This window comes from Corticibacter populi (genome assembly GCF_004217315.1).
In the GTDB taxonomy this organism is placed as follows: domain Bacteria; phylum Pseudomonadota; class Gammaproteobacteria; order Burkholderiales; family Burkholderiaceae_C; genus Lampropedia; species Lampropedia populi.
This window is the reverse complement of the sequence record NZ_SGWR01000003.1, coordinates 682,150-706,389: the sequence shown is the minus strand read 5'-3', so window position 1 is coordinate 706,389 and position 24,240 is coordinate 682,150. Positions and strand designations below refer to the sequence as shown.

The following is a 24,240-nucleotide window of genomic DNA, read 5'->3' as shown; positions in this document are numbered from 1 at the left end:
CGGCCCCGTCCCACACCACTGCCATGCCCGCACACCAACCCGTCATCGTCTTCGCCAGCGCCGTCTACCCCAGCCAGTACAGCCTGTTGTGCCGCCACCTGCGCGCCAGCGGCCAGGCCCGCAGCTGGTTCATGACCATGCCCGGCCATGCCAAGCGGCACGCCGCGGAATGCGAGCACCTGCTGGCATTCCGCCCGGACGGCAACATCGTCAAGCCGCAGGGCTATTACTACAGCGACAAGGTGGAACGCTCGGCGCGCATCTGCCGCGGCCTGCTGCAGGCGCTGCATGCCTTCGAGAAGCAGCACGGCCGCATCGACTGCCTCGTCACCCATTCGCTGTGGGGCGCGCCCAACTGGCTGTATGGCGAGCTCGATGCGGCGATCGTCAGCTACATCGAGTTCCCGAGCTACCGCGCACACGGCTGGGACGCCGCCTACCCGCCCGATGCCGGGCAACGCATGGCCGACCGCAACATGGAGATGCTGCATTTCCACCAGGTGCTCGGCAGCGACCTGACCATCGTACCCAGCGCCCATGCGCGCAGCCTGTTTCCACCGCTGCTGCAGGAGCGCATCGCGGTACAGTTCGAGGGCTTCGACATCCAGCCGCAGGAGGCCGGCACGCAGAGCGAAGAATGTGCCCGCAAACCTGCCGGAAACCATACCGGCAAACGGACGGACAAAGACTTCACGATCGGCTTTGCCGCGCGCGATCTCTCCAGCGCCAAGGGTTTCGAGACCTTCATGCGGCTGGTGGACCGGCTGGTGCGCGAGGGCGATGGAGAGGGTGTCCGCTTCCTGGCGCTGGGCGATCCCACCGCCGTCACCTATGGCTACGAGCAGCAGTGGGTGCAGCGGCGCTACAAGGGTGCGGTCGCCAGCTTTCGCGATCATCTGCTGAAAATCCATCCGGCCGCCAGCGTCGTGGAATTCCCCGGCCGCCTGCCCTATGCCGAGTTTGCCCGCACGCTGGCCACGATCGACCTCTTCCTCTACCCGCTGCGGCACGGCGTGGCCAACTGGGGCCTGATGGAAATCCTGGCGCGCGGCGGCTGCGTCATCGGCTCGAACTGGGGCTACGTGCCGGAACTCGTGCAGCACGATGTCAATGGCCTGCTACTGCCCGATGACGACGATGCCTGGCTGGCCGCCATTCGCGCACTGCGTGCCGACCCGGCCCGGCGTGCGCGCTATGCCAGCGCGGCGCGCGAGACCGGCCGGCGCTTTCACATCGACACCGTGGCCCCGCGCTTCATGGATTTGTTCCAGTTGGCCATGGCGAGGCACCGCACTCGGCGCCAGGAGCCATGACCCTGACGGCCTGCCAGACATCCGCGCCAGTATGCAATGTCTGGCCCATTCAACGAAAATCGGGTCACCTGATCGTGCGCTGCAAGGCACTGGCCGGAGTCGACGGCCGCACCCAGCCTGCGTTTTCCTACACCTTGTGCCGGAGTCTTTGTCATCATGAATACCCATCATCCCAATACCAGTCCGCCACGCCGCTGGCCCATCTGGATCGCCAGTTCACTGGTGCTGCTGTTCGGCCTGTTCCTCGGCATCGGGGGCGCCTATCTCGCCTATCTGGGCGGCAGTTGGTACTTTGTCCTCAGCGGGCTGGGCCTGCTGGTCTCGGCCGTGCTGATGTTCGGACGCCGCACTTCGGGCGCCTGGCTGTTCGCGCTGGTGATGGTGCTGACCATCGTCTGGGCCGTGGCGGACGCCGGGCTGACGTTCTGGCCCCTGGTCTCGCGCCTGTTCGCCTTCGGCGTGCTCAGCCTGCTGGTGGCGCTGGCCTGGCCGTCACTGGCGCGCGCCGCCGGTGCCACGGCAGTGGGACGCGGCTGGCTGGGCGTCTCGGCCCTGCTGCTGCTGGCGCTGGTGATCACGGCCGGCTATGCCTTCATGCCCGCGCCCATCATCGCCGCCACGCAGGCCGTGCCCGCCCCCACGCCCGTGGCCCCGGGACAGGCGCAGACCGAATGGCGCCACTGGGGCGGCACCACGGCCGGGGACCGCTTCGCGGCGCTCGACCAGATCAACAAGGACAACGTCAAGGACCTGCAGGTGGCCTGGACGGCACACACCGGCGACATTCCGCAAAGCACCGGCGCCGGCGCTGAGGACCAGAACACGCCGCTGCAGATCGGCGACACGCTGTACGTCTGCACCCCCTACTCCAAGGTCATCGCGCTGGATGTGGACACCGGCGCCGAACGCTGGCGCTTCGACGCCAAGGCCAAGGCGCCGAGCTGGCAGCGTTGCCGCGGCCTGGGCTACTACGAGGACGCCGGCGCACCGCCCTCGCCGCACGTCTCGGGGGTGTCGGTCGACATCGACAACGCCCAGCCGGGCGCCTGCTCGCGCCGCCTGCTGCTGCCGACGCTGGATGCGCGCCTGATCGCCATCAGCGCCGACAACGGCCAGCCCTGTGCCGGCTTCGGCAACCAGGGCACCGTCCATCTTTCGGCCGGCATGGGCGAGATCCCGTTCGGCTGGTACCAGCAGACCTCGACACCGCTGATTGCCGATGACCTGGTGGTGGTCGGCGGCCGCGTGGCCGACAACTGGTCCACCGACGAGCCCTCGGGCGTGGTGCGCGCCTTCGACGTGCACAGCGGCGAACTGGTCTGGGCCTGGGATTCGGGCAACCCCGAAATCACCGGGCTGCCGCCCGAAGGCCAGACCTATACGCGCGGCTCGCCCAACGTCTGGGCCGCCATGGCCTTCGACCCCGAGCTGGACCTGATCTACCTGCCCACCGGCAATTCCACACCCGACTTCTGGGGCGCCCAGCGCACGCCGGAGGAGGAGAAGTACTCCTCTTCCATCGTGGCCGTCGAGGCCAGGACGGGCCGGGTGCGCTGGCACTTCCAGACCACCCACCACGACCTGTGGGACTTCGACCTGCCAGCCCAGCCGCTGCTCTATGACGTGCCCAACGCCAACGGCGGCACCGATCCGGCGCTGGTCCAGGTCACCAAGCAGGGCGAAATCTTCATGTTCAACCGCGCCACCGGCGAGCCGCTGGCCGAGATCCAGGAGTTGCCGGTGCCGCAGGGCAAGCTCGAAGGCGAGCGTTATTCGGCTACGCAGCCGTTCTCGGTGGGCATGCCCTCCATCGGCAATGAAACGCTGGTCGAATCCGACATGTGGGGTGCCACGCCGCTCGACCAGTTGCTGTGCCGCATCAAGTTCAAGAGCCTGCGCCACGAAGGCGTCTACACGCCGCCGGGCCTCGATCCGGCGCTGCAGATGCCCGGTTCCCTGGGCGGCATGAACTGGGGCGGCGTTTCGGTGGACAAGACCACCGGCTACATGTTCGTCAACGACATGCGCCTGGGCCTCTTCAACTACCAGATTCCGCGCGAAAACATGCCCAAGAACGCCAGCGGCATCGAGATGGGCGCAGTGCCGATGGAAGGCACGCCATACGGCGCAATGCGCCAGCGCTTCCTGTCGCAACTGGGCGTGCCGTGCCAGAAACCGCCCTTCGGCACCATGACCGCCATCGACCTCAAGACCCGCCAGATTGCCTGGCAGGTGCCTGTGGGCACCGTCAAGGACACCGGCCCGCTGGGCATTCGCATGGGCCTGCCGATCCCGGTCGGCATGCCGACGCTGGGCCCCTCGCTGGCCACGCAGTCCGGCCTGGTGTTCTTCGCCGGCACGCAGGACTTCTACCTGCGCGCCTTCGATGGCGCCACCGGCCAGGAAATCTGGAAGGCCCGCCTGCCGGTGGGCAGCCAGTCCGGCCCGATGACCTACGTCTCGCCCAAGACCGGCAAGCAGTATGTGATCATCAACGCCGGGGGCGCGCGCCAATCGCCCGACCGCGGCGACTACATCATCGCCTACGCACTGCCCGGGCAGTAAGCGCCTTCCCATCGGGCGCGGCACGCGGCAGCTCCATGCCACGCCCCTCGCCCCTCCCCCTCCGACAACGCGGCGCCATGGCAGCCGCGTTTTTTTGCGCCGCCACTGCCCCCTGTCACCTGCGGGCGGACAGCACCATGGGCGGCTGCTAGTGTCGCGGGAATCATCACAAGGAGAGCACCGCCATGCCGCCCCGCTATCCCGACATGCCGCCCGCGCAAACCATCCACAGCAATGGCGTGCCCTTCTCGGTCCACGTCGCCGGCACGGGCCTGCCCGTGATACTGCTGCATGGCTTTCCGGAGCTGGCCTATTCGTGGCGCCACCAGATCGCCCCGCTGGTACAGGCGGGCTGCCAGGTCATCGTGCCGGACCTGCGCGGCTATGGCCACACCGGCACGCACGGCGCTTTGCATGACTACCGCATGGCCAATCTGGCACTGGACGTGACAGGCATTCTCGACGCACTGGGCGCAGCGCGCGCGGTGGTGGTCGGCCATGATTTCGGCGGCGCGCTGGCCTGGACGCTGGCGCGCGACCATGCCGACCGGGTGCTCGGTATCGCCTCGCTGAACACGCCCTACACCCGGCACACCGATACCGACCTGCTCGAGACGCTGAGGGCTCACAAAGGCCCAGGCAATTACATGGTGTTCTTCCAGCAGCCTGGCGCCGCCGAAGAATTGCTCGGCCGTGACGTGTACCAGACCTTCTCGGGCATGATGCGCCGCCCGGCCCTGTCGCTGCAGGCCTTCCGGCAAGGACCGGCGCATTGGCAGGCCTTGCCGGCCACGATTCTCGGCCAGGAGCCCGCACTCTGGGGCGAGCCTTTTCTGGATGCGCAGGAACTGGCGGTCTATGTCGACACCTACCGCGTGACCGGCTTCACCGGCGGCCTCAACTGGTACCGCAATCTGCGCCAGAACTGGCTCGATGGCGCGGGCACCGACGACCGGGTGCGCGTTCCGGCGCTGATGGTCAGCGCCGACCGCGATTTCGTGCTGCCGCCAGAAACCACGCGTGGCATGGAGCAGTACGTTCCCGATCTGGCGCGCCACACCATCGCCGACTGCGGCCACTGGACGCAGCACGAGCGCGCCGATGAAGTCAGCAGCACGCTCCTCGGCTGGCTGCGCCAGCGCCAGTGGCTGGCACCAGCCTGATGCGCTGGCTTCGACAGGTGTCAGGAAGGCCGCTGTTGCCTGGCAGGGCGCGGGCCCACAAGGGCTCCTTTCTCCAGCATCCTGGATTGCCGCTGGATGCCATGTGCTGGACGATGCAAGAACTGCGGCGATGACGCAGGGCAATATCGCCTCCACACCTGGAGCCAGGCCTCACAACCGCATCCGGATTTTTCTGGGCTGCCGATGCCTCACAGGCAGCCCAGAAACGCATCGGCGGAATGCCCCGATCCCCGAGCGCCAGCTGCCGCACAGGCAGCAGGGCAAGAACCGCGCAGGCCGCTGTTGCATCACTGGAACGAGACTGCAAGGGGACAGGCAGCAGTTCGATGTTTCAATCTCCAGGGGGCTGGCAACGCTCTGTCAACGCTGATTGAGCGGAGATCGCAATTCCAGGTCGATCCCAGGTGCGCAGCGACATGGGCACAAACGGGCCGCAAACCTTGCTGGAGATACAGATGATGTGTCCAGGTTGCTGATGCCCGGCAGCAAGAGGATCACCGAGAGGCATGCAGGACTATAGCCACCAAATTGAAGGCCGTCAGACAGCTTCGGCCTGAACGGATGCGCGACACATTGCGTGGACACGCCGCCAATACCTGCGACGCGAATCACGCAAGTATTTGATCTTCAAGATGGTGCCCGGGGCCGGAATCGAACCGGCACGCCTTGCGGCGGGGGATTTTGAGTCCCCTGCGTCTACCAATTTCACCACCCGGGCAGGCGTCAAGGGAGGCGATTATATGGCACATTTACGCCTATGCAATTCTCGACCATCGAAGACGCCATTGGCAACACACCGCTGGTTGCGCTGCAACGCATCGACATCGATGTCTGCCGCGCGCGCGGCAACACCATCCTCGCCAAGCTCGAGGGCAACAACCCGGCCGGCTCGGTCAAGGACCGCCCCGCGCTCTCCATGATCCAGCGCGCCCAGGAGCGCGGCGACATCCAGCCCGGCGACACGCTGATCGAGCCGACTTCGGGCAACACCGGCATCGCGCTGGCGATGGCCGCGGCCATCAAGGGCTACCGCATGATCCTGATCATGCCCGAGGACCTCTCCATCGAGCGCGCGCAGACCATGAAGGCCTTCGGTGCCGAACTGATCCTCACGCCCAAGAGCGGTGGCATGGAGGCCGCTCGCGATCTGGCCGACGCCATGGCGGCGCAGGGCAAGGGCGTGATCCTCAACCAGTTCGCCAACCAGGACAACCCGCGCATCCACTACGAGACCACCGGCCCCGAGCTGTGGCAGCAGACCGGCGGCACCATCACCCACTTCGTCAGTGCGATGGGCACCACCGGCACCATCACCGGGGTGTCGCGCTTTCTCAAGGAGAAGAACCCGCGCGTGCAGATCATCGGCGCGCAGCCGTCGCCGGGCTCGCGCATTCCCGGCATCCGCAAGTGGCCCGAGGAGTACCTGCCCAAGATCTACGATCCCAGCGCGGTCGACGAACTGGTGTCGGTGACGCAGGACGATGCCGAGGACATGGCCCGCCGCATGGCGCGCGAGGAAGGCATCTTCGGCGGCATTTCGGCCGCCGGCGCGCTGTGGGTGGCGCTGCAGATCAATGCCCGCGTGAACGGTGCCACCATCGTCTTCGTGGTCTGCGACCGCGGCGACCGCTACCTCTCCACCGGCGTCTTCCCCGCCTGATTTTTCCGGTCTGAATTTTGCGGGCTGATCCCCGCTCCCCGACAAAGCATGGAATACCAAGTCCGATACTGCACCCATTGCGCCACCGCGCTGCAATGGGTGACGGCCATGGAGGACAGCGGCCCGGTGCAGCGCCTGCGCTGCCCGGCCTGTGGCTGGACCCACTGGAACAATCCGACCCCGGTGCTGGCGGCCATCGTCGAGTATCAGGGCAAGGTGCTGCTGGCGCACAACGCGCTGTGGCAAGACCGCTTCTTCGGCATCATCACCGGATTCATGGAAGCGGGCGAATCACCCGAGCAGGGTGTCGCGCGAGAGGTCAAGGAAGAGACCAACCTCGACGTGCAAAGCACCGAGCTGGTGGGTGTCTGGGACTTCCAGCGCAAGAACCAGGTGCTGATTGCCTACCATGTTCTCGCCACCGGCGAGGTGCGCCTCTCGCCCGAGCTGACCGAGTACCAGCTGATCGAGCCGGCCCAGGTGCGCTGCTGGACCAGCAGCGGCACTGGACTGGCGCTGCAGAAATGGCTGCGTTCGCGCGGCTTCGAGCCCGAGGTGTTCGAGCGCAAGCCGCTGCGCATCAAGGAGGAGGGGCAGACCTCATGACCGATGCCGCCCTCGAAGTCGACGCCACCGGCCTGCGCTGCCCGCAGCCGATCCTGCGCGCCAAGCGGGCACTGAACACCCTGCAAAGCGGCCAGCGGCTGCTTGTGCTGGCCACCGATCCCGGCTCGCTGCAGGATTTCGCCGCTTTCGCCCGGCAGACCGGCAACACCTTGGTGGAGCAATCCACCGATGCCGCGGGCGTGCACCGCTTCGTGTTGCAGCGCCGCTGAAACCGGTTGCCTGCAGGCCTGCGGCCTGTCCATGTGGCACACGGCCCGCTCCCTGCCATCCCTGCTTCTGCCTGTGCCCTGGGTTCCGCCCCTGCCAACGCCAGCCCCTGCGCCCGGCAGCCAGGCCGGCGGCTTTGCGCCGCATCCCATCCCTTTTCGTTACAGAGATTCTTCATGTCTTCATTCCTGCACCCGCTTGTCCGACTGTTCCATCGCACCAACCTGGTCTCGCGCATTCTGATCGGTCTGGTGCTCGGCATCGCGCTGGCCTGGCTGGCGCCGCAGGCGGCATTGCAGGTCAGCCTGCTCGGCGAGCTGTTCGTGCTGGCGCTCAAGGCCGTCGCGCCCGTGCTGGTGCTGGTGCTGGTGGTGTCGTCGCTGTCGGCACACCAGTATGGCCAACCCTCCCACATCAAGCCGGTGCTGCTGATGTACCTGGTCAGCACCTTCTGCGCCGCCGCACTGGCAGTGGTGGCGAGCTTCCTGTTCCCGACCAGCCTGGAACTGGACATCGGCCCCGCCGAAGGCAATCCGCCGGGCAGCATCACCGAGGTGCTGCACGATCTGTTGGTCAATATCTTCATCGGCCCGGTGCAGGCCCTGAACACCTCCAACTACATCGCCATCCTGGCTTGGGCGGTGGCGCTGGGCCTGCTGCTGCGCCATGCCGCGCCCGCCACCCGCACCATGCTGCAGGATGTCTCCAAGGCCTTCACCGGCGTGGTGCAGGGGGTGATCGCGCTGGCGCCGATCGGTATCTTCGGGCTGGTGGCCAGCACCCTCGCCGCCTCGGGCTTTGACGCCCTGCTCGACTATGCGCGCCTGCTGGCCGTGATGATCGGCTGCATGCTCATCGTCACCTTCGTCATCAACCCGCTGATCGCCTACGTGAAGCTGCGCCGCAACCCGTACCCGCTGCTGATGATCATCCTGCGCGAGAGCGCCGTAACGGCCTTCTTCACGCGCAGCTCGGCCGCCAACATCCCGGTCAACCTGCGGCTGTGCGAGCGGCTCGGACTGGACAAGGACATCTACTCCATCACCATTCCGCTGGGCGCGACCATCAACATGGCGGGCGCAGCCATCACCATCTCGGTGATGGCGCTGGCTACCACCCACACGCTGGGCATCCCGGTGGATCTGCCCACCGCATTGCTGCTGTGCGTGGTCTCATCGCTGGCCGCCGCCGGCGTCTCCGGCGTGGCGGGCGGCTCGCTGCTGCTGATCCCGATGGCCACCAGCCTGTTCGGCATCGACGCAGAGATCGCCATGCAGGTCGTGGCCGTGGGCTTCGTCATCGGCGTGGTGCAGGACTCGTTCGAGACCGCGCTCAACTCGCACACCGATGTGGTCTTCACCGCCGCCGTCTCATACGCCAACCAGATCGCCGAAGTGCAGCGGGAAACAGCGCCAGGCGCCGCCGGGCAGACCGACTGAAGAGCGATTGACCGATTGACCGGGGTTCATGGCGAAGGCGGCTGCTCCTCCTGCCGGCCGGCCAGCCACTGGGGCACCTGATGCGGCGGCAGGGCCGCGGAGAACAGGTAGCCCTGCAGCACCGGGCAGCGGTGCTGCAGCAGCAGACTGCGCTGCGCTGCAGTCTCCACGCCTTCGGCCACCACCACCAGCCGGAGCTTGCGCCCGATCTCGATGATCGACGCCACCAGCGACTGCAGGCGCGGCGTCTCCAGGCTCTGGTCGATGAAGCTGCGGTCGATCTTGACCTCGGTGACCGGCAGTGCCACCAGGTTCGACAGGCTGGAGAAACCGGTGCCGAAATCATCCACCGACAGCCCCACCCCAAGCGCGCGGATGCGCCGGGCGACATCGATCATCTGCACATCCATGGTCAGCATGGAGTTTTCGGTGATCTCCACGGTCAGGCTGCTGCCCGGCAGGCCATGTTCGGATAGCAGGCCGGCGATGAAATCAGGCAACGCCGCATCGCGGAAATGGTGTGGCGAGAGATTGACAGACACCGACGGAATCGCCAGCCCAACGGCGCGCCATTGCGCCAGTTGCAAACAGGCTTCGCGCAGCGCCCAGTGGTCGATGGCCTCGATCAGGCCGAGGTCCTCGGCCAGTTCGATGAAAACCTCGGGCGAGACCTCACCGACGCTGTCGTCATGCCAGCGCGCCAGCGCCTCCATGCCGTGGAGCAAACCACTGCCGGCATGGACCTGCGGCTGGTAGTGCAACCGCAGCGTCTGCTGCGCAATGGCACGTCGCAGTGCCGCGCCCAGCTGCAGCCGGGTCTGCAGCATGCGGTCCTGGTGCGGACAGAAGAACTGGCTGCGGTCGCCACCGGCACGCTTGGCCCGGTACATGGCGGCTTTGGCATTGGCCAGCAGGTCCTCGCGATTGGCACCTCCATCGGGGTAATGGCTGATGCCCATGCTGACCGTGAGGTTCAGCTCCTGCTCAGCCACCTCGATGGGCTGCGCCAGCACATGGCGAATCTGGTCGGCCCGCAGCGCCGCCCCGTGCGCATCACAGTCGCCCAGCACCACGATGAACTGATCGCCTTCGGTGCGCGAGACAAATTCGCCAGCACCCAGGCAGCCTTGCAAGCGATTGGCCAGCTCGACCAGCACCCGATCGCCATGCGCATGGCCCAGCAAGTCGTTGACATCCTTGAAGCGGTCGACGTCGAGGCAGAAAAAGGCCATCTTGCTGCCACGCGGCGCGGCCAGCCACTGGTCGACCTGCTGGAGCAGGCGGCTGCGGTTGGGCAGGCCGGTCAGGCTGTCGAACTGCACCAGGCGCGCCATCTGCTGGCGCTGCTCCTCGCGCTCGACGGCCAGCGCGCACGGATCCAGGCACGCACGCACGACGCGCTCATGGAAAGCACTCGGACCACCACACTGCCGGGAATAAAGAGCCAGCGTGCCGGCCACGCTGCCGTCACGGCGCTTGACCGGATACGACCAGCAGGCCCGCAAACCGTGCTCCAGCAGGTGCGGCGCCAGCCCGCTCCAGAGCGGATCGCTGGCGATGTCCGGCGAGAGCACGCGCGCGCGCCGGGCCACTGCGGCGCCGCAACTGCCCACAGTGCTGCTGACCACCATGCCGGTGGTAGCTGCCACAAAAGGCGCAGGCAGCATCTGCACCGCCCAGGGCTGCAGGCAATGATCGGCGTCGACGCTCAACAGCGAGACCAGCACATCGGGCACGATGCCCTGGATGGCCTTGCAAAGGCGCTCGCCCCAGTCATCGAACGAGAGGTTGCTGACCAGCGCCTGGAACACATCGGCGCTCAGTTGCCGGATCTGCCGCTCCTCGGTGATGTCCGTGAGCATGTCGACCGAATAGCCATGCAGACCTGCCGCGGCATCCTCACAGCCGGGACATGTCATCGGCGCGGTGGCGATGCGAATCCAGATGTCCCGGCCGCTCTTGGTGCAGACCTGCATCTCGGCCTGAAAGCGGGTCTGTCCCCACGGCAGGCTGGCGTGCCTGACCCACTCCTCAGGCGGCAGGTTCCCGCTGAGCATCGTGCTCTCCGGATTGCGGCCCCGGACTTCCTCCAGCGTGTAGCCGAACATGCTGGTGAAGCTCGCATTCACATACACGATGCGGCGCCGCTCATCGAGCACCACCACCGGCTGTTCGCTGTGCTCCACGGCCATTCGCAACAGGCGCTCGACCATGCCTGCCGCACTGACGGCGTCCGGCTCGGCAGGCTGCAGCACCAGCAGGTCAAGACGGCCCGCGCCGGCACCAACAGAGATGATGGCAACGGAAACCACCTGCGGCACCGCCTCCTGCTGCCACAAAGGCACTGCCCTGCCACTGGCCAGCAGCGCGCGCGTCTCACTCCAGGTGCGAACGCCAGCGGCATCGGACAAGACCAGCCAGTCCTGCAGGCAGCGCCCCTGGAGGGCTGCCGCTGCATCACCCAGCAACCGGCAGGCCGCCCGATTCGCCTGTTGGATGTGACCGCCGCCGTCCAGCGCCAGCGCCGCCACCCCCAATCCATCCAGCGCCCGCAGTGCAACGCCAAGCCCGGTACCCCCGGGCAAAAGAACATCCATCTCCTCGGCCCCATCCTTTTCCTTGGACAGTCATCGCTGTCGGTATATAAGCAGCGAGTGCGCGCCGCCACGGAGGGCTCTTGCCCGCGCATGGCTCATGCCGCAGCGGCTCCACCAGGGCATGCGCCCCAGGCCGTCACGGACCATGCACCTCGCGGGTTTCGATTATCAATGCATTGACAATTGATGCACGAAAAAAAGCGTGCTTTCCTGCGTCTCTCATGCCAGAGAACCTGCAACGCCTGCAGGCATGGGCCCGTGCCTGCCCGAATTCAGCGTTTGCCAGTGTTGCGACCAGTGTGCAAGCGTGTATGCTTGCCAGTTACACATGGGCTGTGCATCCGGGCTGCCCGGCGTGCCGATGCGCCGCCGGTACCCGGAACCGCACGTCGCCCTACTTTTTTCCGCGAAAACCCAGGAGATTGTCATGACCCTCTTCCGACTGAAAAACATTGCTTCCGCACTGGCCGTCTGCGGTCTGTTCGCTGGCGCAGCCCATGCCGACACCATCAAGATCGCGGTCGTCGGCCCGACCACCGGCCCCGTCACCCAATATGGCGACATGGTCAAGGAGGGCATCCTGACCGCCGTCGAGCAGATCAACGGCGCCGGCGGTGTGCTGGGCAAACAGTTCGAGACCGTCAACATCGACGATGCCTGCGAACCCAAGCAAGGCCCGGTGGCGGCCAACCGCGTGGTCAACGACAAGATCGGCTTCGTGGTCGGTGGCGTCTGCTCGGGCGCCACCATCGCCGCCGCGCCTGTCTACAACGACGAAGGCGTGCTGATGGTCACCCCGTCGGCCACCGCGCCGGCCCTGACCGATGGCAAGGACTACGAATTCATCTTCCGCACCATCGGCCGCGACGACCAGCAAGGCCCGGCCGCCGCGCAGTTCATCATCGAGAAGATCAAACCCGCCAAGGTAGCCGTGCTGCACGACAAGCAGTCCTACGGCCAGGGCATCGCCGCGGCCGTGCGCGACGCGCTGCAGAAGGCGAACATCCCGGTGGCGATCTTCGAGGGCATCAACGCTGGCGACAGCGACTACTCCTCGGTGGTCACCAAGCTCAAGTCCGAAGGCGCGGATTTCGTCTACTACGGCGGCTACCACCCCGAGTTGGGCCTGCTGCTGCGCCAGTCGGCCGAGCAAGGCATCAAGGCCCGTTTCATGGGCCCCGAAGGTGCCGGCAACCCGGACATCAACGCCATTGCCGGTGACGCCGTCGAAGGCCTGTTGCTGACGCTGCCGGCCGACTTCTCGGCCGATCCTAAGAATGCCGCCATCGTCAAGGCCTTCGAAGCCAAGCAGCGCAACGCCAGCGGCGCTTTCCAGCTGACCTCCTACGCCGCCGTGCAGGCCATCGCCGAAGGCATCAAGGGTGCCGGCAGCGAGGAGCCGGAGCAAGTCGCCGCCTGGCTCAAGGCCAACTCGGTCGACAGCCCCATCGGCACCATCTCGTGGAATGAACAGGGCGACCTCAAGGCGTTCAACTTCGACGTCTACACCTGGCACAAGGACGGCAGCAAGAGCATCGCCAAGTAAGCCGCCGGCATGGCAGCAGCAGGCGCGGCACACCGCATGGTCTGCCCACCTGCACCCATCGCCACTCAAACAGGGCATATGGCCCTGTTTTTTTGCAGTTGACGCACCATGCCGCATCCATGCGATCCGCATGGGATGGCACGCTTATTGCGCAAAAGAGCTGTGGCGTATTGAATTGAAACAATGATTGCACCAATATGGTGCAATCAGGGTAATCCAGCCGGTGACACATCACACGGCGCCCCGCACAATACGCCCCACCGTTGTGCATTCCGCATCTGACTGCATCTGTTACAGGTTCCTTCTGGTGCATCCGGTCCCGTTTTTCAACACAGGAGTTCATGCCATGAAACTGACTCGCTTCGTTCCGACCCTCCTCTCCCTGGCTGCCTTGAGTATGGCCGGCGCGGCTTTCGCCGCCGATCCGATCAAGATCGGCATCCCGCAGCCCATGACGGGTCCCAACAAGCAGTACGGTGACCAGATCCAGGCCGGTGCGCTGACCGCCATCGACACCATCAACGCCGCCGGCGGCATCGATGGCCGCAAGCTCGAGCCGGTGCTGATCGACGATGGCTGCGAGCCCAAGCAATCCGTTCCGGCCGCCAACCAAGTGGTCAAGTCCGGCGCCAAGTTCGCCGTCGCCCACGCCTGCTCGGGCACGACGATTCCGGCCGTGCCGATCTACGAGGAAGAGCAGATCGTCGCCATCACCCCGGGCGCCACCAACCCGGCCGTGACCGACACCACCAAGCCGCACTTCTTTTTCCGCACCATCGGTCGTGACGACCAGCAGGGCCCCTTCGCCGCCCAGTACATTGCCGATACGCTCAAGCCCAAGAGCGTGGTGGTGCTGCACGACAAGCAGACCTATGGCTCCGGCGTGGCCACGCAGGTGCGTGACGCGCTGCAGAAGCTGGGCGTGAACGTGGCGCTGTTCGAGAGCATCAACGTCGGCGACAGCGACTACTCGGCCGTCATCACCAAGCTCAAGACGCTGAGCCCGGACCTGGTCTACTTCGGCGGCTACCACCCCGAGCTGGGCCTGCTGCTGCGCCAGGCTCGCGAGCAAGGTCTGAACGTGCAGTTCATGGGCCCCGAGGGCACGGCCAACCAGGATCTGGTGGCGATTGCCGGCCCGGCCATCGAAGGCCTGCTGGTGACGCTGCCGGCCGACTTCACCAAGCGCCCCGAGAATGCCGCCATCGTCAAGGCCTTCCATGATGCCAAGCGCGACCCGGATGGCGCCTTCCAGATGCCCGCCTACGCCGCCGTCGAGCTGATCGCAGCGGGCATCAAGGCGGTCGGTGACGACCCCGAGAAAGTGGCCGACTACCTGCACGCCAACAGCTTCGACACCTCCATCGGCAAGGTCGAATTCGACGCCAAGGGCGACTTGAAGGACTTCGAGTTCGCCGTCTTCCAGTGGGACAAGGACGGCGGCAAGAAGCAGCTCTGATGCGCTTTCCGATTGTCGGCGAGGCCGCGCTTCGCTGATAATCGCCCCCTCGTCCGGCGCTGCGGCACATTCCAGACTGTCCCGCAGCGCTGTTTCGTTGACCGGCAGGCCGCCGGCGCCACCCGCCAGCACCTCATGCTCGGAGCCGAAACCACCATGTCCGAACTCCCCCAAATCATCCAACAGATCTTCAATGGCCTCTCACTCGGAGCCATTTATGCATTGATCGCCATCGGCTACACCATGGTCTACGGCATCATCGGCATGATCAACTTCGCCCATGGCGAGATCTACATGATCGGAGCCTATGTCGGCCTCGTCACGCTGACGGCCATCGGCACCCAGAGCGGATTGCCGATTCCGCTCGTCATCGCGGCCATGCTGGTCGTGGCCATGGCCGTCACCGGCGTCTATGGCTTCACCGTCGAGCGGGTGGCCTACCGGCCGGTGCGCGGCGGCCCGCGCCTGGTGGCGCTGATCTCCGCGATCGGCATGTCGATCTTCCTGCAGAACTGGGTGGCGCTGGGCCAGGGCGCGCGCGACCAGGCCGTGCCCTCGCTGATCTCGGGTGCCGCGCAGTTCCACATCGGCGACTTCGAAGTCACCTTCCCCTATTCGCGCATGCTCATCATCGGCGTGACGGTGGCACTGATGATCGCTCTGACGCTCTTCATCAAGAATTCGCGCATGGGCCGCGCCTCGCGCGCCTGTTCGCAGGACATGAAGATGGCCTCGCTGCTGGGCATCGACACCAACCGCGTGATCTCCTTCACCTTCATCCTGGGTGCGATGCTGGCAGCCGTCGGCGGCGTACTGATCGCCATCACCATCGGCAAGCTCAATCCGTTCATCGGCTTCATCGCCGGCATCAAGGCCTTCACGGCGGCGGTGCTCGGCGGCATCGGCTCGATCCCCGGCGCCATGCTCGGTGGCGTGCTGCTGGGCCTGGCCGAGACCTTCGCTGCCGCCTACATTTCCTCGCAATACAAGGACATCGTGGCCTTCGGCCTGCTGGTGCTGATTCTGCTGTTCAGGCCCACGGGGCTGCTGGGCAAGCCTGAGGTGGAGAAAGTCTGATGCGCGATACGATCAAGAATGCCTTCATCGCGGCGTTGATGACCGCCGTCATCATCGTCCCCGTCTTCGGCCTGCAACTGGTCCGCCAGGGCTCGCAGACCCAGCTCGAATCGCACTGGGGCCTGGTGGCGCTGGGCTGCGCCATCGTCTTCGTGCTGCAGCTCATCAAGCCCGCGCTTGGCAAGATATTCGGGGGCCTGCGCCTGCCCAAGGCGCCCCCGCTGGCACCCAAGGGCCAGAAGATCTTCGGCGTGCTGCTGATCGTGCTGGCGATCAGCTGGCCGTTTCTCGGCCAGATCGTGCCCGGCTGGGGCGTGGGCACGCGCAGCCAGGTGGACATTGCCACCCTGGTGATGATCTACGTGATGCTCGGCCTGGGCCTGAACATCGTGGTGGGCTTCGCCGGCCTGCTCGACCTAGGCTTCGTGGGCTTCTACGCCGTGGGCGCCTACACCTATGCCCTGCTCTACCACTGGGCCGGCTGGAGCTTCTGGGAAGCGCTGCCGCTCTCGGGTGCGATGGCCGGGCTGTTCGGCTATGTGCTGGGCTTTCCGGTGCTGCGCCTGCGCGGCGACTACCTGGCCATCGTCACGCTGGGCTTTGGCGAGATCATCCGATTGCTGCTGATCAACCTGACGCAGTGGACGGGCGGGCCCGACGGCATCTCGGGCATTCCCAAGCCCACCGTGTTCGGCTACGAGATGACGCGCCGCGCCAGCGAGGAAGGCGGCCAGACCTTCCACCAGCTGATGGGCTGGGCCTTCAGCAACCAGCACATGGTGATCTACCTGTACCTGATGGCGCTGTCGCTGGCGCTGATCACGCTCTACGTCTCCAACCGCCTGATCCGCATGCCGATCGGCCGCGCCTGGGAGGCGCTGCGCGAGGACGAGATCGCCTGCCGCTCGCTGGGCCTGAACCCGACCAACATCAAGCTCTCGGCCTTCACGCTGGGAGCGACCTTCGCCGGCTTCGGCGGCGCGTTCTTCGCGGCGCGCCAGGGCCTGGTCAATCCCGAGTCGTTCACCTTCATCGAATCGGCACTGATCCTGGCGGTGGTGGTGCTCGGCGGCATGGGCTCGCAGATCGGCGTGATCCTCGCGGCCATCGTGCTGACGGTGCTGCCGGAGGTCGCGCGCGAATTCGCCGAGTACCGCATGCTGCTGTTCGGCCTGGTCATGGTGCTGATGATGATGTGGCGGCCGCAGGGCCTGTTGCCCACCAAGCGTCCGCACGTGGAGATTGCGCAATGACCGAGACGAACAAGCACACTGCATCCACCCCGCTGCTGCAGGTCAAGGACCTGACCATGCGCTTTGGCGGCCTTCTGGCCGTCGACCATGTGTCCTTCGAGGTCGGCCGCAACGAGATCTTTGCCATCATCGGCCCCAACGGCGCCGGCAAGACCACCGTGTTCAACTGCGTGGGCGGCTTCTACCGCCCCACCTCGGGCCAGGTGCACATGGATGGCAAGGACATCGCCGGCCTGCCCAGCCACAAGGTGGCGCGCCACGGCCTGGTGCGCACCTTCCAGAACGTGCGGCTCTTCAAGGAGCTGACGGTGGTCGAGAACCTGCTGGTGGCACAGCACACGCAGGTCGAGAGCAACATGCTCAAGGGCCTCTTCAAGCTGCCCTCCTACCGCCGCGCCGAGAAGGAGGCGCTCGATCGCGCCGTCTGGTGGCTGGATTTCATGGGCATCCGCGCCTTCGCCAATCGCGAGGCCGGCAACCTGGCCTACGGCCACCAGCGCCGCCTGGAGATCGCCCGCTGCATGATCACCAAGCCGCGCCTGCTGATGCTCGATGAGCCCGCCGCCGGCCTCAATCCGCAGGAGAAGGTCGAACTGCAGCACCTGATCGACCAGTTGCGCCGCGAATTCGACGTGGCCGTGCTGCTGATCGAGCACGACATGAGCCTGGTGATGAACGTCTCCGAACGCATCCTGGTGATGGAGCACGGCAAGCCCATCGTGACCGGCACGCCGGACGCGGTGCGCAACGACCCGCGCGTCATCAAGGCCTACCTGGGAGAAGAATGATGAACATCATCATCAAGGAACGCATCACCATCGCGGCGCGCGTCGAGGACGTGGCCACGCCCGCAGCCAGCCAGCCGATGCTGCAGCTCGAGAACATCCACACCCACTACGGCGCCATCCAGGCGCTCGGCGGCGTCTCCATCCACGTCAACCAGGGTGAGATCGTCACGCTGATCGGCAGCAATGGCGCGGGCAAGACCACCATGCTGATGACCATCTGCGGCAACCCGCGCGCCAGCACGGGCCGCGTGCTGTTCGAGGGCCGGGACATCACGCGCCTGCCCACGCACAAGATCATGCAGAACGGCATCGCCATCTCGCCCGAGGGGCGGCGCGTGTTCCCGGACCTGACGGTGGTCGAGAACCTCAAGATGGGCGGCTTTTTTCTCGATGCCGACGCCATCGGGGAAGGCATCGAACACGTCTTCGCGCTGTTTCCTCGCCTCAAGGAGCGCGCCAACCAGCGCGCCGGCACCATGTCCGGCGGCGAGCAGCAGATGCTGGCCATCGGCCGCGCGCTGATGAGCAAGCCGCGCCTGCTGCTGCTCGACGAGCCCACGCTCGGCCTGGCGCCGCTGATCATCGCGCAGATCTTCGAGATCATCCAGACCATCCGCGCCGAGGGCGTGACGGTGTTCCTGGTCGAGCAGAACGCCAACAAGGCGCTGCAAGTCGCCGATCGCGGCTACGTGCTCGAGACCGGCAAGGTGGTGCTCGAGGACACCGGCGCCAACCTGCTGGGCAACCCGGACATCCGCAAGGCATATCTGGGGGCGTGACTCCCTGCAAAGTCTGGGCGTGGGACTGCCCCAAAAGGCCATGAAAGCGGCCTTGGTCCATGCCAACCACAACCGGAAAAACGCCCACTGCCAGTCGAGATGGATGCCGAAACCCGTCTCGCCTGGCGCAAGCTCGTCGCGCAATGCCAACTCCGGAATGCGATAGTCGCCGCCATTCTGCTTGCGAAACGGCAAGGGCGCGGTCGTTCCAGGCGCATCCAGCCGCTGCCCCAATGCCGCGCAGGCCTCCGCGAATCCGGCATCGTCGATCTTGCCGGTGCGGTAGATCACATGTGGCGGTAGCACGTCGAAGCCGGGATAGAACAGCATGCCATGCTGGATGGGGAACAGCACGTCGTCGATGGGCCCGTTGATGCCGCGCGGTCCATAATGTGGCGCCCAGCCGCCAATGGTCACCACCAGCATCGCGCGCTTGCCTGCCAACGTGCCTTCGCCATAGCGATCGCCCCAATGGGTATCGGAGTGCTCTCCCACTCCGTACGCAAAGCCACAGGCATACACACGGTCGATCCAGCCTTTCAGGATCGCCGGCATCGAAAACCACCACAGTGGAAACTGCAGGATCACCGCATCCGCCCAGCGCAGCTTGTGCTGCTCGCGCGTGATGTCGGGGCTTTGCGTACCACGCTCGAATGCCCTCCGCGAATCCTCGACCACGTCCAGACGCGCGCCAGGCGCAAGACCGGTGTAGTCGTGCGCATCCAGCGCAGCCTTCCATTGCATCGCATACAGGTCCGATGACTGCACCGCATGGCCGGCGCGCTCCAGGCGCACCACCGCGAAATCCCTGAGCGCGCCGTTGAGGGAGCGAGGCTCGGGATGGGCGTAGACGAGTAGGACATTCATGGCACAACCTCCATCAGTGAAAGGCTGCACGATAGTGCCTGTCACGATATAGTTGAAATGAATTTCTCTGATACTGGGTATTACTTTGAAAAATTCCTTGAGACACCTGGATCTGAACCTGCTGGTCACGCTGGACGCCTTGCTGGTCGAACACAACGTGACGCGCACGGCCGCGCGCTTGCATCTGTCCCAGCCAACCGTCAGCGTGCAACTGGCCAAGCTGCGTGAGGCTTTCGGCGATCCCTTGCTCCTACCAGGCCCACGCGGCATGCGGCCCACCGCACGCGCCAACGAACTGCGCGAGCCGTTGCGCGATGCCTTGCAGGCGTTGGCGCAGGCGGTTGCGCCCTCCACGCCATTTGCCCCGCAGCAAGCCACGAACACCTGGCGAATCGCTGCTTCGGACTATGTCGAGTCGGCCATCGTATTGCCTGCGCTGGCCGGGCTGCGGGCCGCCGCGCCAGGCACGCGCCTGGCCATCACGGAGCTGCGGCCATCCACACTGGTGCAACAGACCGAGCAGGGCCAGATCGACCTGGCGTTCTTCATCAGCGCAGAAACTCCCACCGGCCTGCGCCGCCGCGCCATGTTCACCGACCGCTACGTGCTGGTCGGCCGGGCCGGCCACCCGAAGCTGAAACGCCGCCCGACACTGGCCCAGTTCTGCCAACTGGAGCATGTAATCGTCTCACAGGACGGCGGTGGCTTCCACGGCGTGACGGATACCGCGCTCGCGCGACTCGGCTTGAACCGGCGCGTGGTGCTGTCGGTACCGCACTTCCTCTTTCTTGAGTCGGCACTGGCCAACACGGACTTGGTCGCGCTGGTGCCGTCGCGACTGGTGCGCAACCGCGCCACGCTGCGGGTCGTGGAGCCACCGCTGGATGTGCCGGGCTTCGAAACACTGATGATCTGGCATGAACGCGTGCACCGGGACCCGGCCCACCAATGGCTGCGTGAGCACTTCGCCCATTCGGTAACGCGAACCAGCGCCTCTTCTGTCACTGATTCACACTGATACCTGCGGCGCAGGCATGGCAACCGGCGCACCCAAAACCCAAAGCCCAACGCGGCAGTCAATCCGGTTCAAACCATCGAGGCAGTTGCTCGGCCATGCGCGCGAACACGGCGTCCAGAGAAGGCACGTCCGCACCGAACAAGGCCTCGATGACACTGGCGTTCTCGAACAGCCCATGCAGGTAGCAGCCCAGCACGTTGCCTGGCTGATTGGCCCAGGCCACGGATGCAATGGCCGTCTGCAAACCCGCTCCGGCGTGCACCATGGCCTGATAAGGCATGGTCTGGCCCTGGTGGATTTCGTAACCTTCGACGGTCACGCCGGACAATCCATGCCAGGGCCCCTCCAACATGCCGAGCCGGTGTGTGACGCGCCGCACGGTCTTGACCGGCTCGAAACCCGTCACCAGCGGCAACAACCCCAACCCTGGCTGATTGCCCTGCACATCTCCTGGATCGACCAGGCTCTCGCCCAGCATCTGCAGGCCGCCGCAAATGCCCAGCACTGGCCGGCCGGCCTGCGCGTGACGCGCCACCGCGGCATCCAGGCCTTGTGCGCGCAACCACAGCAAATCGGCGATGGTGGCTTTCGAGCCCGGCAGGATGATCCAGTCCGCGCCGCCCACATCCGCCACCGCGCGCGCCCACACCAGCCGCACGCCCGGCACGTTCTTCAGCGGCTGGAACTCATCGAGGTTGCTGATGCGCGGGTAGGCGATGATGGCAATGGTGCGCAGACCATGCGACGCACCAGCCACCGCGCATACGCTGCTGCGGTCATCGAATACGCCATCCTCTTCGGGCAGACCGTGGTCGTGCACCATCGGGATCGTGGCTACCACCGGCACGCCGGTGAGCTGCTGCAGCATCTCTGGCGCTGGTGCCAGCAGCGCCGCATCGCCGCGGAATTTGTTGAGCACGAAGCCCTGGATCAGCACGCGGTCCTGCGCTGCCAGCAAGGCCCAGGTGCCATACAAATGCGCAAAGGCGCCGCCGCGGTCGATGTCCGCGACCAGCAGGCAGTGCGCCTGGCAGTGGCGCGCCACGCGCATGTTGACCACGTCGCTGGCGGCCAGGTTGATCTCGGCGGGCGAGCCGGCGCCCTCGATCACCACCACGTCGTATTCAGCGCGCAGGGCATCGAGTGCATCGGCAATCACCGGCCAGACCTGGGCACTGCGCTCGCGCCAAGGCATGGCCGTCAGTCGCTCGTCGACCTCGCCCAGCAGCACGACCTGGCTGCGCGTATCCGCCTCGGGCTTGAGCAGCAGCGGGTTCATGCGCACATCCGGTTCGACACCCGCCGCCAGCGCCTGGAAATACTGCGCACTGCCGATCTCGCCATTACCCCCATCGGGCCGGGGCACCACGCGCGCGTTGTTGCTCATGTTCTGCGCCTTGAAGGGCGCCACCCGAAAGCCCTGGCGCGCATACCATCGGCACAGCGCGGTGGCCAGCCAGCTCTTGCCGGCACCGCTGGAAGTGCCCAGCACCATCACGCACAGCGCCCCGCTGGCACCAGGAGTGGGCAATGGCAGGCGGACGGCGTGTGGATCGGTCATGGGAGCAGGCTTGTGCAAGCGGGTGTGGCGAATGGAACGGGTGGGACGGTCGAGACGGCTACGGCAGACATGCCGGCAGGGCCCGGGCCCGCATCATCGCATGGCTGCGGGCAGGCTTTGCCAGGCGGCCCGCAAGGCCTGCTGCGAGGCCGGCGGCCGCACGCCCAGCCGCACATGGCCGGGCAAGCCCATCGAAGTGGTATCGCGCAGCTTGATACCCGCCGTGCGCAAGCTCTGCAGCAGCGCCGGCCAGTCGGGCCTGCCCGCCTGCGGCACGGCAGCGACGAAGTAATTGGCCAGGCTGCCGGGCCACACCTGCCAGCCCAGGGCCTCGCAACAGGCCTGCTGCTGCCGCTTCCAGCCCAGCAGGATCTGGCGGCTATGCGCCAGCCATTGCTGCACCGACGGGCGCTGCCAGGCCTGCAGCATGGCCACGCCATGCACGCCCAGCGGCCAGGACGGCGCAAGCGCCTGCAACTCGGCCACCGCGCGCTCTGCCATCGCCCCCGCGTCCGAGCTGGACTGGCCCGGCGGCGGGCATGGCGCAATCGCATAGGCACCGCGCACCCCCGTCATGCCCAAGGCCTTGTTCGGCGAGAAAAGCTGCCAGCAGGCGTGCCGCTGGCCCGCGGCCTGCTGCAGCCAATCCAGCCCAGCGCCACTGCCGCCATCGAGCACCAGCGGGGCATAGGCCATGTCGAGCACCCGCAGCAAAGGCGCAGGCAGGGCATCCGGTGTGTGTGCCCGCCAGGCCTGCGCATCCGCAGCGGCCAGCCACGGTGCGAGTTGCGGGTCTGCGCGTCCGGCCGGGCTGGATGGCTGGCAGGCCCAGCGCAGGGCCCCGAAATCATGCTCCGGCGGCGGCTCCCGTGTTGCCGGCGCCGAGGCCACGGTCAGCCCCAGCGCCTGCGCCTGGCGGGCGTAGTCACCGTAACAAGGGCTGGGCACCACCACCTGTTCCGCGCCGCGCCGCAGGGCCCAGAGGCTCAGGCGGTGGATGCATTCACTGGCGCTGGCGGCCAGCAGGATTTGCCAGGGCGCCACGCCATGCCAGGCAGCCAGCGCCTCGCGCAAAGCGGTGTAGTGCGGGTCCGGATAATGGCGCACTTCGGCCGCCTGCACGGCCTGCAAGGCCTCGGGACACGGGCCGCAGGCATTGCTGTTGGTCGAGAAATCATGCGCGGCCGTGCCCAGCGCATCGGTGCCGCCATGCTCCTGGGACACCGGCCATGCACTTCCACCGGTCATGACCACGCTCCAATCGGCAGTGCCGGCAACAAGGCCACGGCCAGCCCGAGCAGCAGCGCGCGCCGGGCACAGCGGCTGGCCTGTGCAACGGCATCGGGGCCGGGCTCGGCCGCTCCGGCATTGAGCACATAGACGCCGGGCTTGCCGAGCCGGCAGCCCAGCAGCAAGGCCATCGCCGCCATCGGCCAGCCGCCATTGGGCGATGGTGTCAGTCCGGCCTGCCGCCGCAGCGTCTGCCAGTGGCCCAGGCCGCTGTTGGCCAGCAGCAGCATGGCCGCCGTCAGGCGTGCCGGTAGCCACGACAGCACGTCGTCGGCGCGTGCGGCCCATTTGCCGGCCCATTGCCAGTGATAGCCGCCGCGCCAGCCGGGGTAGCCCCACATGGCATCGGCCGTGTTGGCAAAGCGGTACAGCACCGCGCCGGGCAAACCGAGCAACAGGAACCAGAACAGCGGCGCCACGACCGAATCATTGAAATTCTCGGCCAGCGTCTCGACGGCACTCTCGCGCACCTGCCCGGCATCGAGCAGGGTGACGTCACGGCTGACCAGCCGCGCCAGCTGCCGGCGCCCCTCGCCCAGCGAGCGCTGCAGTGCCGCCTCGACCTGCAGGCTTTCGCTCCGCAACATGCGCCAGGCCAGCATCGGCTTGAGCAGCACGGCCAGCAGCAGCGCCTGCCCCCACCATGGCACGGGTTGCAACAGCCGCGCCGCCAGCACCGCCAGGGCCATCCAGCCGGCGGCCAGCAGCAGCCAGGCCAGTGCGCCAAGCGTGAACAGCAACCAGGCCGGCCGTGCCGGTACGGTGGGCACCACAGCTGCATGGGCCGGGCTGGCCGCATGGGCGGCCGGCTTGCCAAAAACCAGGCGCTGCGCCAGGGCCAGCGTGCGCCCCATCCACACCACCGGGTGCAAGGCGGCGGGCGGCTCGCCCGGCCATCGGTCCAGCAGCAGGGCCAGCACCATGGCCAGCCACAGGCCCAGGCCCGGCAGCAGGACCAGCGCCAGGTGCCCTTCGTCCGGGAGGGTCGGCATCAGCACGGCAGCGCCCTC

18 protein-coding genes, 1 tRNA gene and 1 pseudogene are annotated in these 24,240 nt (G+C 66.5%); 14 read left to right on the top strand and 6 right to left on the bottom strand.

Going from position 1 to position 24,240, the window contains the following annotated elements; translation table 11 throughout:
- The first annotated feature begins 23 nt into the window (after positions 1-23).
- From EV687_RS14035 to EV687_RS14025, 3 genes are all read left to right on the top strand, one after another.
- Positions 24-1,313, top strand: coding sequence for a glycosyltransferase (locus EV687_RS14035; protein ID WP_122227363.1), 1,290 nt, complete (start codon positions 24-26; stop codon positions 1,311-1,313).
- 156 nt (positions 1,314-1,469) lie between these two features.
- Positions 1,470-3,878, top strand: coding sequence for a glucose/quinate/shikimate family membrane-bound PQQ-dependent dehydrogenase (locus tag EV687_RS14030; protein WP_122227366.1), 2,409 nt, complete (start codon positions 1,470-1,472; stop codon positions 3,876-3,878).
- Positions 3,879-4,063: 185 nt separating this feature from the next.
- Positions 4,064-5,041: an alpha/beta fold hydrolase gene (locus tag EV687_RS14025; protein WP_122227369.1), complete on the top strand. Its 978-nt coding sequence runs from the start codon at positions 4,064-4,066 to the stop codon at positions 5,039-5,041.
- 654 nt (positions 5,042-5,695) lie between these two features.
- On the opposite strand, the gene EV687_RS14020 is transcribed toward EV687_RS14025, so the two are convergent.
- A tRNA-Leu gene (locus EV687_RS14020) sits at positions 5,696-5,780 on the bottom strand.
- Between the two features lie 39 nt (positions 5,781-5,819).
- On the opposite strand from EV687_RS14020, the gene cysM reads away from it, so the two are divergent.
- From cysM to sstT, 4 genes are all read left to right on the top strand, one after another.
- Positions 5,820-6,722: a cysteine synthase CysM gene (gene cysM, locus EV687_RS14015; protein WP_122227372.1), complete on the top strand. Its 903-nt coding sequence runs from the start codon at positions 5,820-5,822 to the stop codon at positions 6,720-6,722.
- Between the two features lie 48 nt (positions 6,723-6,770).
- Positions 6,771-7,328, top strand: a complete 558-nt coding sequence (locus EV687_RS14010) for an NUDIX hydrolase (protein ID WP_122227374.1) — start codon at positions 6,771-6,773, stop codon at positions 7,326-7,328.
- Positions 7,325-7,558, top strand: coding sequence for a sulfurtransferase TusA family protein (locus tag EV687_RS14005; protein WP_122227378.1), 234 nt, complete (start codon positions 7,325-7,327; stop codon positions 7,556-7,558). The genes EV687_RS14010 and EV687_RS14005 overlap by 4 nt, the downstream gene beginning before the upstream one ends.
- A gap of 174 nt (positions 7,559-7,732) precedes the next feature.
- Positions 7,733-8,995: a serine/threonine transporter SstT gene (gene sstT, locus EV687_RS14000; RefSeq protein ID WP_122227382.1), complete on the top strand. Its 1,263-nt coding sequence runs from the start codon at positions 7,733-7,735 to the stop codon at positions 8,993-8,995.
- 26 nt (positions 8,996-9,021) lie between these two features.
- On the opposite strand, the gene EV687_RS13995 is transcribed toward sstT, so the two are convergent.
- Positions 9,022-11,592, bottom strand: a complete 2,571-nt coding sequence (locus EV687_RS13995) for an EAL domain-containing protein (protein WP_122227385.1) — start codon at positions 11,590-11,592, stop codon at positions 9,022-9,024.
- 427 nt (positions 11,593-12,019) lie between these two features.
- Between EV687_RS13995 and EV687_RS13985 the strand changes: the two genes are divergently transcribed.
- The 6 genes from EV687_RS13985 (at position 12,020) to EV687_RS13960 (ending at position 18,494) form a co-directional block, all read left to right on the top strand.
- Positions 12,020-13,138 (top strand): branched-chain amino acid ABC transporter substrate-binding protein, encoded by a 1,119-nt coding sequence (locus EV687_RS13985; RefSeq protein ID WP_122227392.1) that lies wholly within the window; start codon positions 12,020-12,022, stop codon positions 13,136-13,138.
- Positions 13,139-13,484: 346 nt separating this feature from the next.
- Positions 13,485-14,597 (top strand): high-affinity branched-chain amino acid ABC transporter substrate-binding protein, encoded by a 1,113-nt coding sequence (locus EV687_RS13980; protein ID WP_122227395.1) that lies wholly within the window; start codon positions 13,485-13,487, stop codon positions 14,595-14,597.
- A gap of 156 nt (positions 14,598-14,753) precedes the next feature.
- On the top strand, positions 14,754-15,674 hold the full coding sequence (gene livH / locus EV687_RS13975) for a high-affinity branched-chain amino acid ABC transporter permease LivH (RefSeq protein WP_122228902.1): 921 nt from the start codon (positions 14,754-14,756) through the stop codon (positions 15,672-15,674).
- Entirely contained in the window at positions 15,674-16,927 is a 1,254-nt protein-coding gene (locus EV687_RS13970) for a high-affinity branched-chain amino acid ABC transporter permease LivM (RefSeq protein ID WP_122227398.1), read from the top strand. The genes livH and EV687_RS13970 overlap by 1 nt, the downstream gene beginning before the upstream one ends.
- Positions 16,924-17,715: a high-affinity branched-chain amino acid ABC transporter ATP-binding protein LivG gene (livG, locus tag EV687_RS13965; RefSeq protein ID WP_122227402.1), complete on the top strand. Its 792-nt coding sequence runs from the start codon at positions 16,924-16,926 to the stop codon at positions 17,713-17,715. Before EV687_RS13970 ends, livG begins: the two co-directional genes overlap by 4 nt.
- A gap of 77 nt (positions 17,716-17,792) precedes the next feature.
- On the top strand, positions 17,793-18,494 hold the full coding sequence (locus tag EV687_RS13960) for an ABC transporter ATP-binding protein (protein ID WP_122228904.1): 702 nt from the start codon (positions 17,793-17,795) through the stop codon (positions 18,492-18,494).
- A gap of 96 nt (positions 18,495-18,590) precedes the next feature.
- Here the strand turns inward: EV687_RS13960 and EV687_RS13955 are convergent.
- Positions 18,591-19,361 (bottom strand): annotated as a pseudogene (locus EV687_RS13955) (NAD(P)H-dependent oxidoreductase); the annotation flags it as partial.
- 85 nt (positions 19,362-19,446) lie between these two features.
- Here EV687_RS13955 and EV687_RS13950 point away from each other — a divergent pair.
- Complete coding sequence (locus tag EV687_RS13950) at positions 19,447-20,379, top strand: LysR family transcriptional regulator (protein ID WP_122227405.1); 933 nt, start codon at positions 19,447-19,449, stop codon at positions 20,377-20,379.
- A 58-nt stretch (positions 20,380-20,437) separates the two neighbouring features.
- On the opposite strand, the gene EV687_RS13945 is transcribed toward EV687_RS13950, so the two are convergent.
- The 3 genes from EV687_RS13945 to cbiB all read right to left on the bottom strand — a co-directional run bounded on the left by EV687_RS13945 (position 20,438) and on the right by cbiB (position 24,222).
- A complete protein-coding gene (locus EV687_RS13945; protein WP_242612638.1) occupies positions 20,438-21,940 on the bottom strand; it encodes a cobyric acid synthase in 1,503 nt (500 codons plus the stop codon).
- Between the two features lie 93 nt (positions 21,941-22,033).
- Positions 22,034-23,188, bottom strand: coding sequence for an aminotransferase class I/II-fold pyridoxal phosphate-dependent enzyme (locus tag EV687_RS13940; protein WP_122227408.1), 1,155 nt, complete (start codon positions 23,186-23,188; stop codon positions 22,034-22,036).
- Positions 23,185-24,222 (bottom strand): adenosylcobinamide-phosphate synthase CbiB, encoded by a 1,038-nt coding sequence (gene cbiB, locus EV687_RS13935; RefSeq protein ID WP_122227411.1) that lies wholly within the window; start codon positions 24,220-24,222, stop codon positions 23,185-23,187. The genes EV687_RS13940 and cbiB overlap by 4 nt, the downstream gene beginning before the upstream one ends.
- Positions 24,223-24,240 lie beyond the last annotated feature (18 nt).

What these genes read in the sequence shown, in the direction of transcription:
- EV687_RS14035 (WP_122227363.1), top strand. Translation starts at nt 24, where the DNA reads ATGCCCGCACACCAACCCGTCATCGTCTTCGCCAGCGCCGTCTACCCC.
- EV687_RS14030 (WP_122227366.1), top strand. Translation starts at nt 1,470, where the DNA reads ATGAATACCCATCATCCCAATACCAGTCCGCCACGCCGCTGGCCCATC.
- EV687_RS14025 (WP_122227369.1), top strand. Translation starts at nt 4,064, where the DNA reads ATGCCGCCCCGCTATCCCGACATGCCGCCCGCGCAAACCATCCACAGC.
- cysM (WP_122227372.1), top strand. Translation starts at nt 5,820, where the DNA reads ATGCAATTCTCGACCATCGAAGACGCCATTGGCAACACACCGCTGGTT.
- EV687_RS14010 (WP_122227374.1), top strand. Translation starts at nt 6,771, where the DNA reads ATGGAATACCAAGTCCGATACTGCACCCATTGCGCCACCGCGCTGCAA.
- EV687_RS14005 (WP_122227378.1), top strand. Translation starts at nt 7,325, where the DNA reads ATGACCGATGCCGCCCTCGAAGTCGACGCCACCGGCCTGCGCTGCCCG.
- sstT (WP_122227382.1), top strand. Translation starts at nt 7,733, where the DNA reads ATGTCTTCATTCCTGCACCCGCTTGTCCGACTGTTCCATCGCACCAAC.
- EV687_RS13995 (WP_122227385.1), bottom strand. Translation starts at nt 11,592, where the DNA reads ATGGATGTTCTTTTGCCCGGGGGTACCGGGCTTGGCGTTGCACTGCGG.
- EV687_RS13985 (WP_122227392.1), top strand. Translation starts at nt 12,020, where the DNA reads ATGACCCTCTTCCGACTGAAAAACATTGCTTCCGCACTGGCCGTCTGC.
- EV687_RS13980 (WP_122227395.1), top strand. Translation starts at nt 13,485, where the DNA reads ATGAAACTGACTCGCTTCGTTCCGACCCTCCTCTCCCTGGCTGCCTTG.
- livH (WP_122228902.1), top strand. Translation starts at nt 14,754, where the DNA reads ATGTCCGAACTCCCCCAAATCATCCAACAGATCTTCAATGGCCTCTCA.
- EV687_RS13970 (WP_122227398.1), top strand. Translation starts at nt 15,674, where the DNA reads ATGCGCGATACGATCAAGAATGCCTTCATCGCGGCGTTGATGACCGCC.
- livG (WP_122227402.1), top strand. Translation starts at nt 16,924, where the DNA reads ATGACCGAGACGAACAAGCACACTGCATCCACCCCGCTGCTGCAGGTC.
- EV687_RS13960 (WP_122228904.1), top strand. Translation starts at nt 17,793, where the DNA reads ATGCTGCAGCTCGAGAACATCCACACCCACTACGGCGCCATCCAGGCG.
- EV687_RS13945 (WP_242612638.1), bottom strand. Translation starts at nt 21,940, where the DNA reads ATGACCGATCCACACGCCGTCCGCCTGCCATTGCCCACTCCTGGTGCC.
- EV687_RS13940 (WP_122227408.1), bottom strand. Translation starts at nt 23,188, where the DNA reads ATGACCGGTGGAAGTGCATGGCCGGTGTCCCAGGAGCATGGCGGCACC.
- cbiB (WP_122227411.1), bottom strand. Translation starts at nt 24,222, where the DNA reads ATGCCGACCCTCCCGGACGAAGGGCACCTGGCGCTGGTCCTGCTGCCG.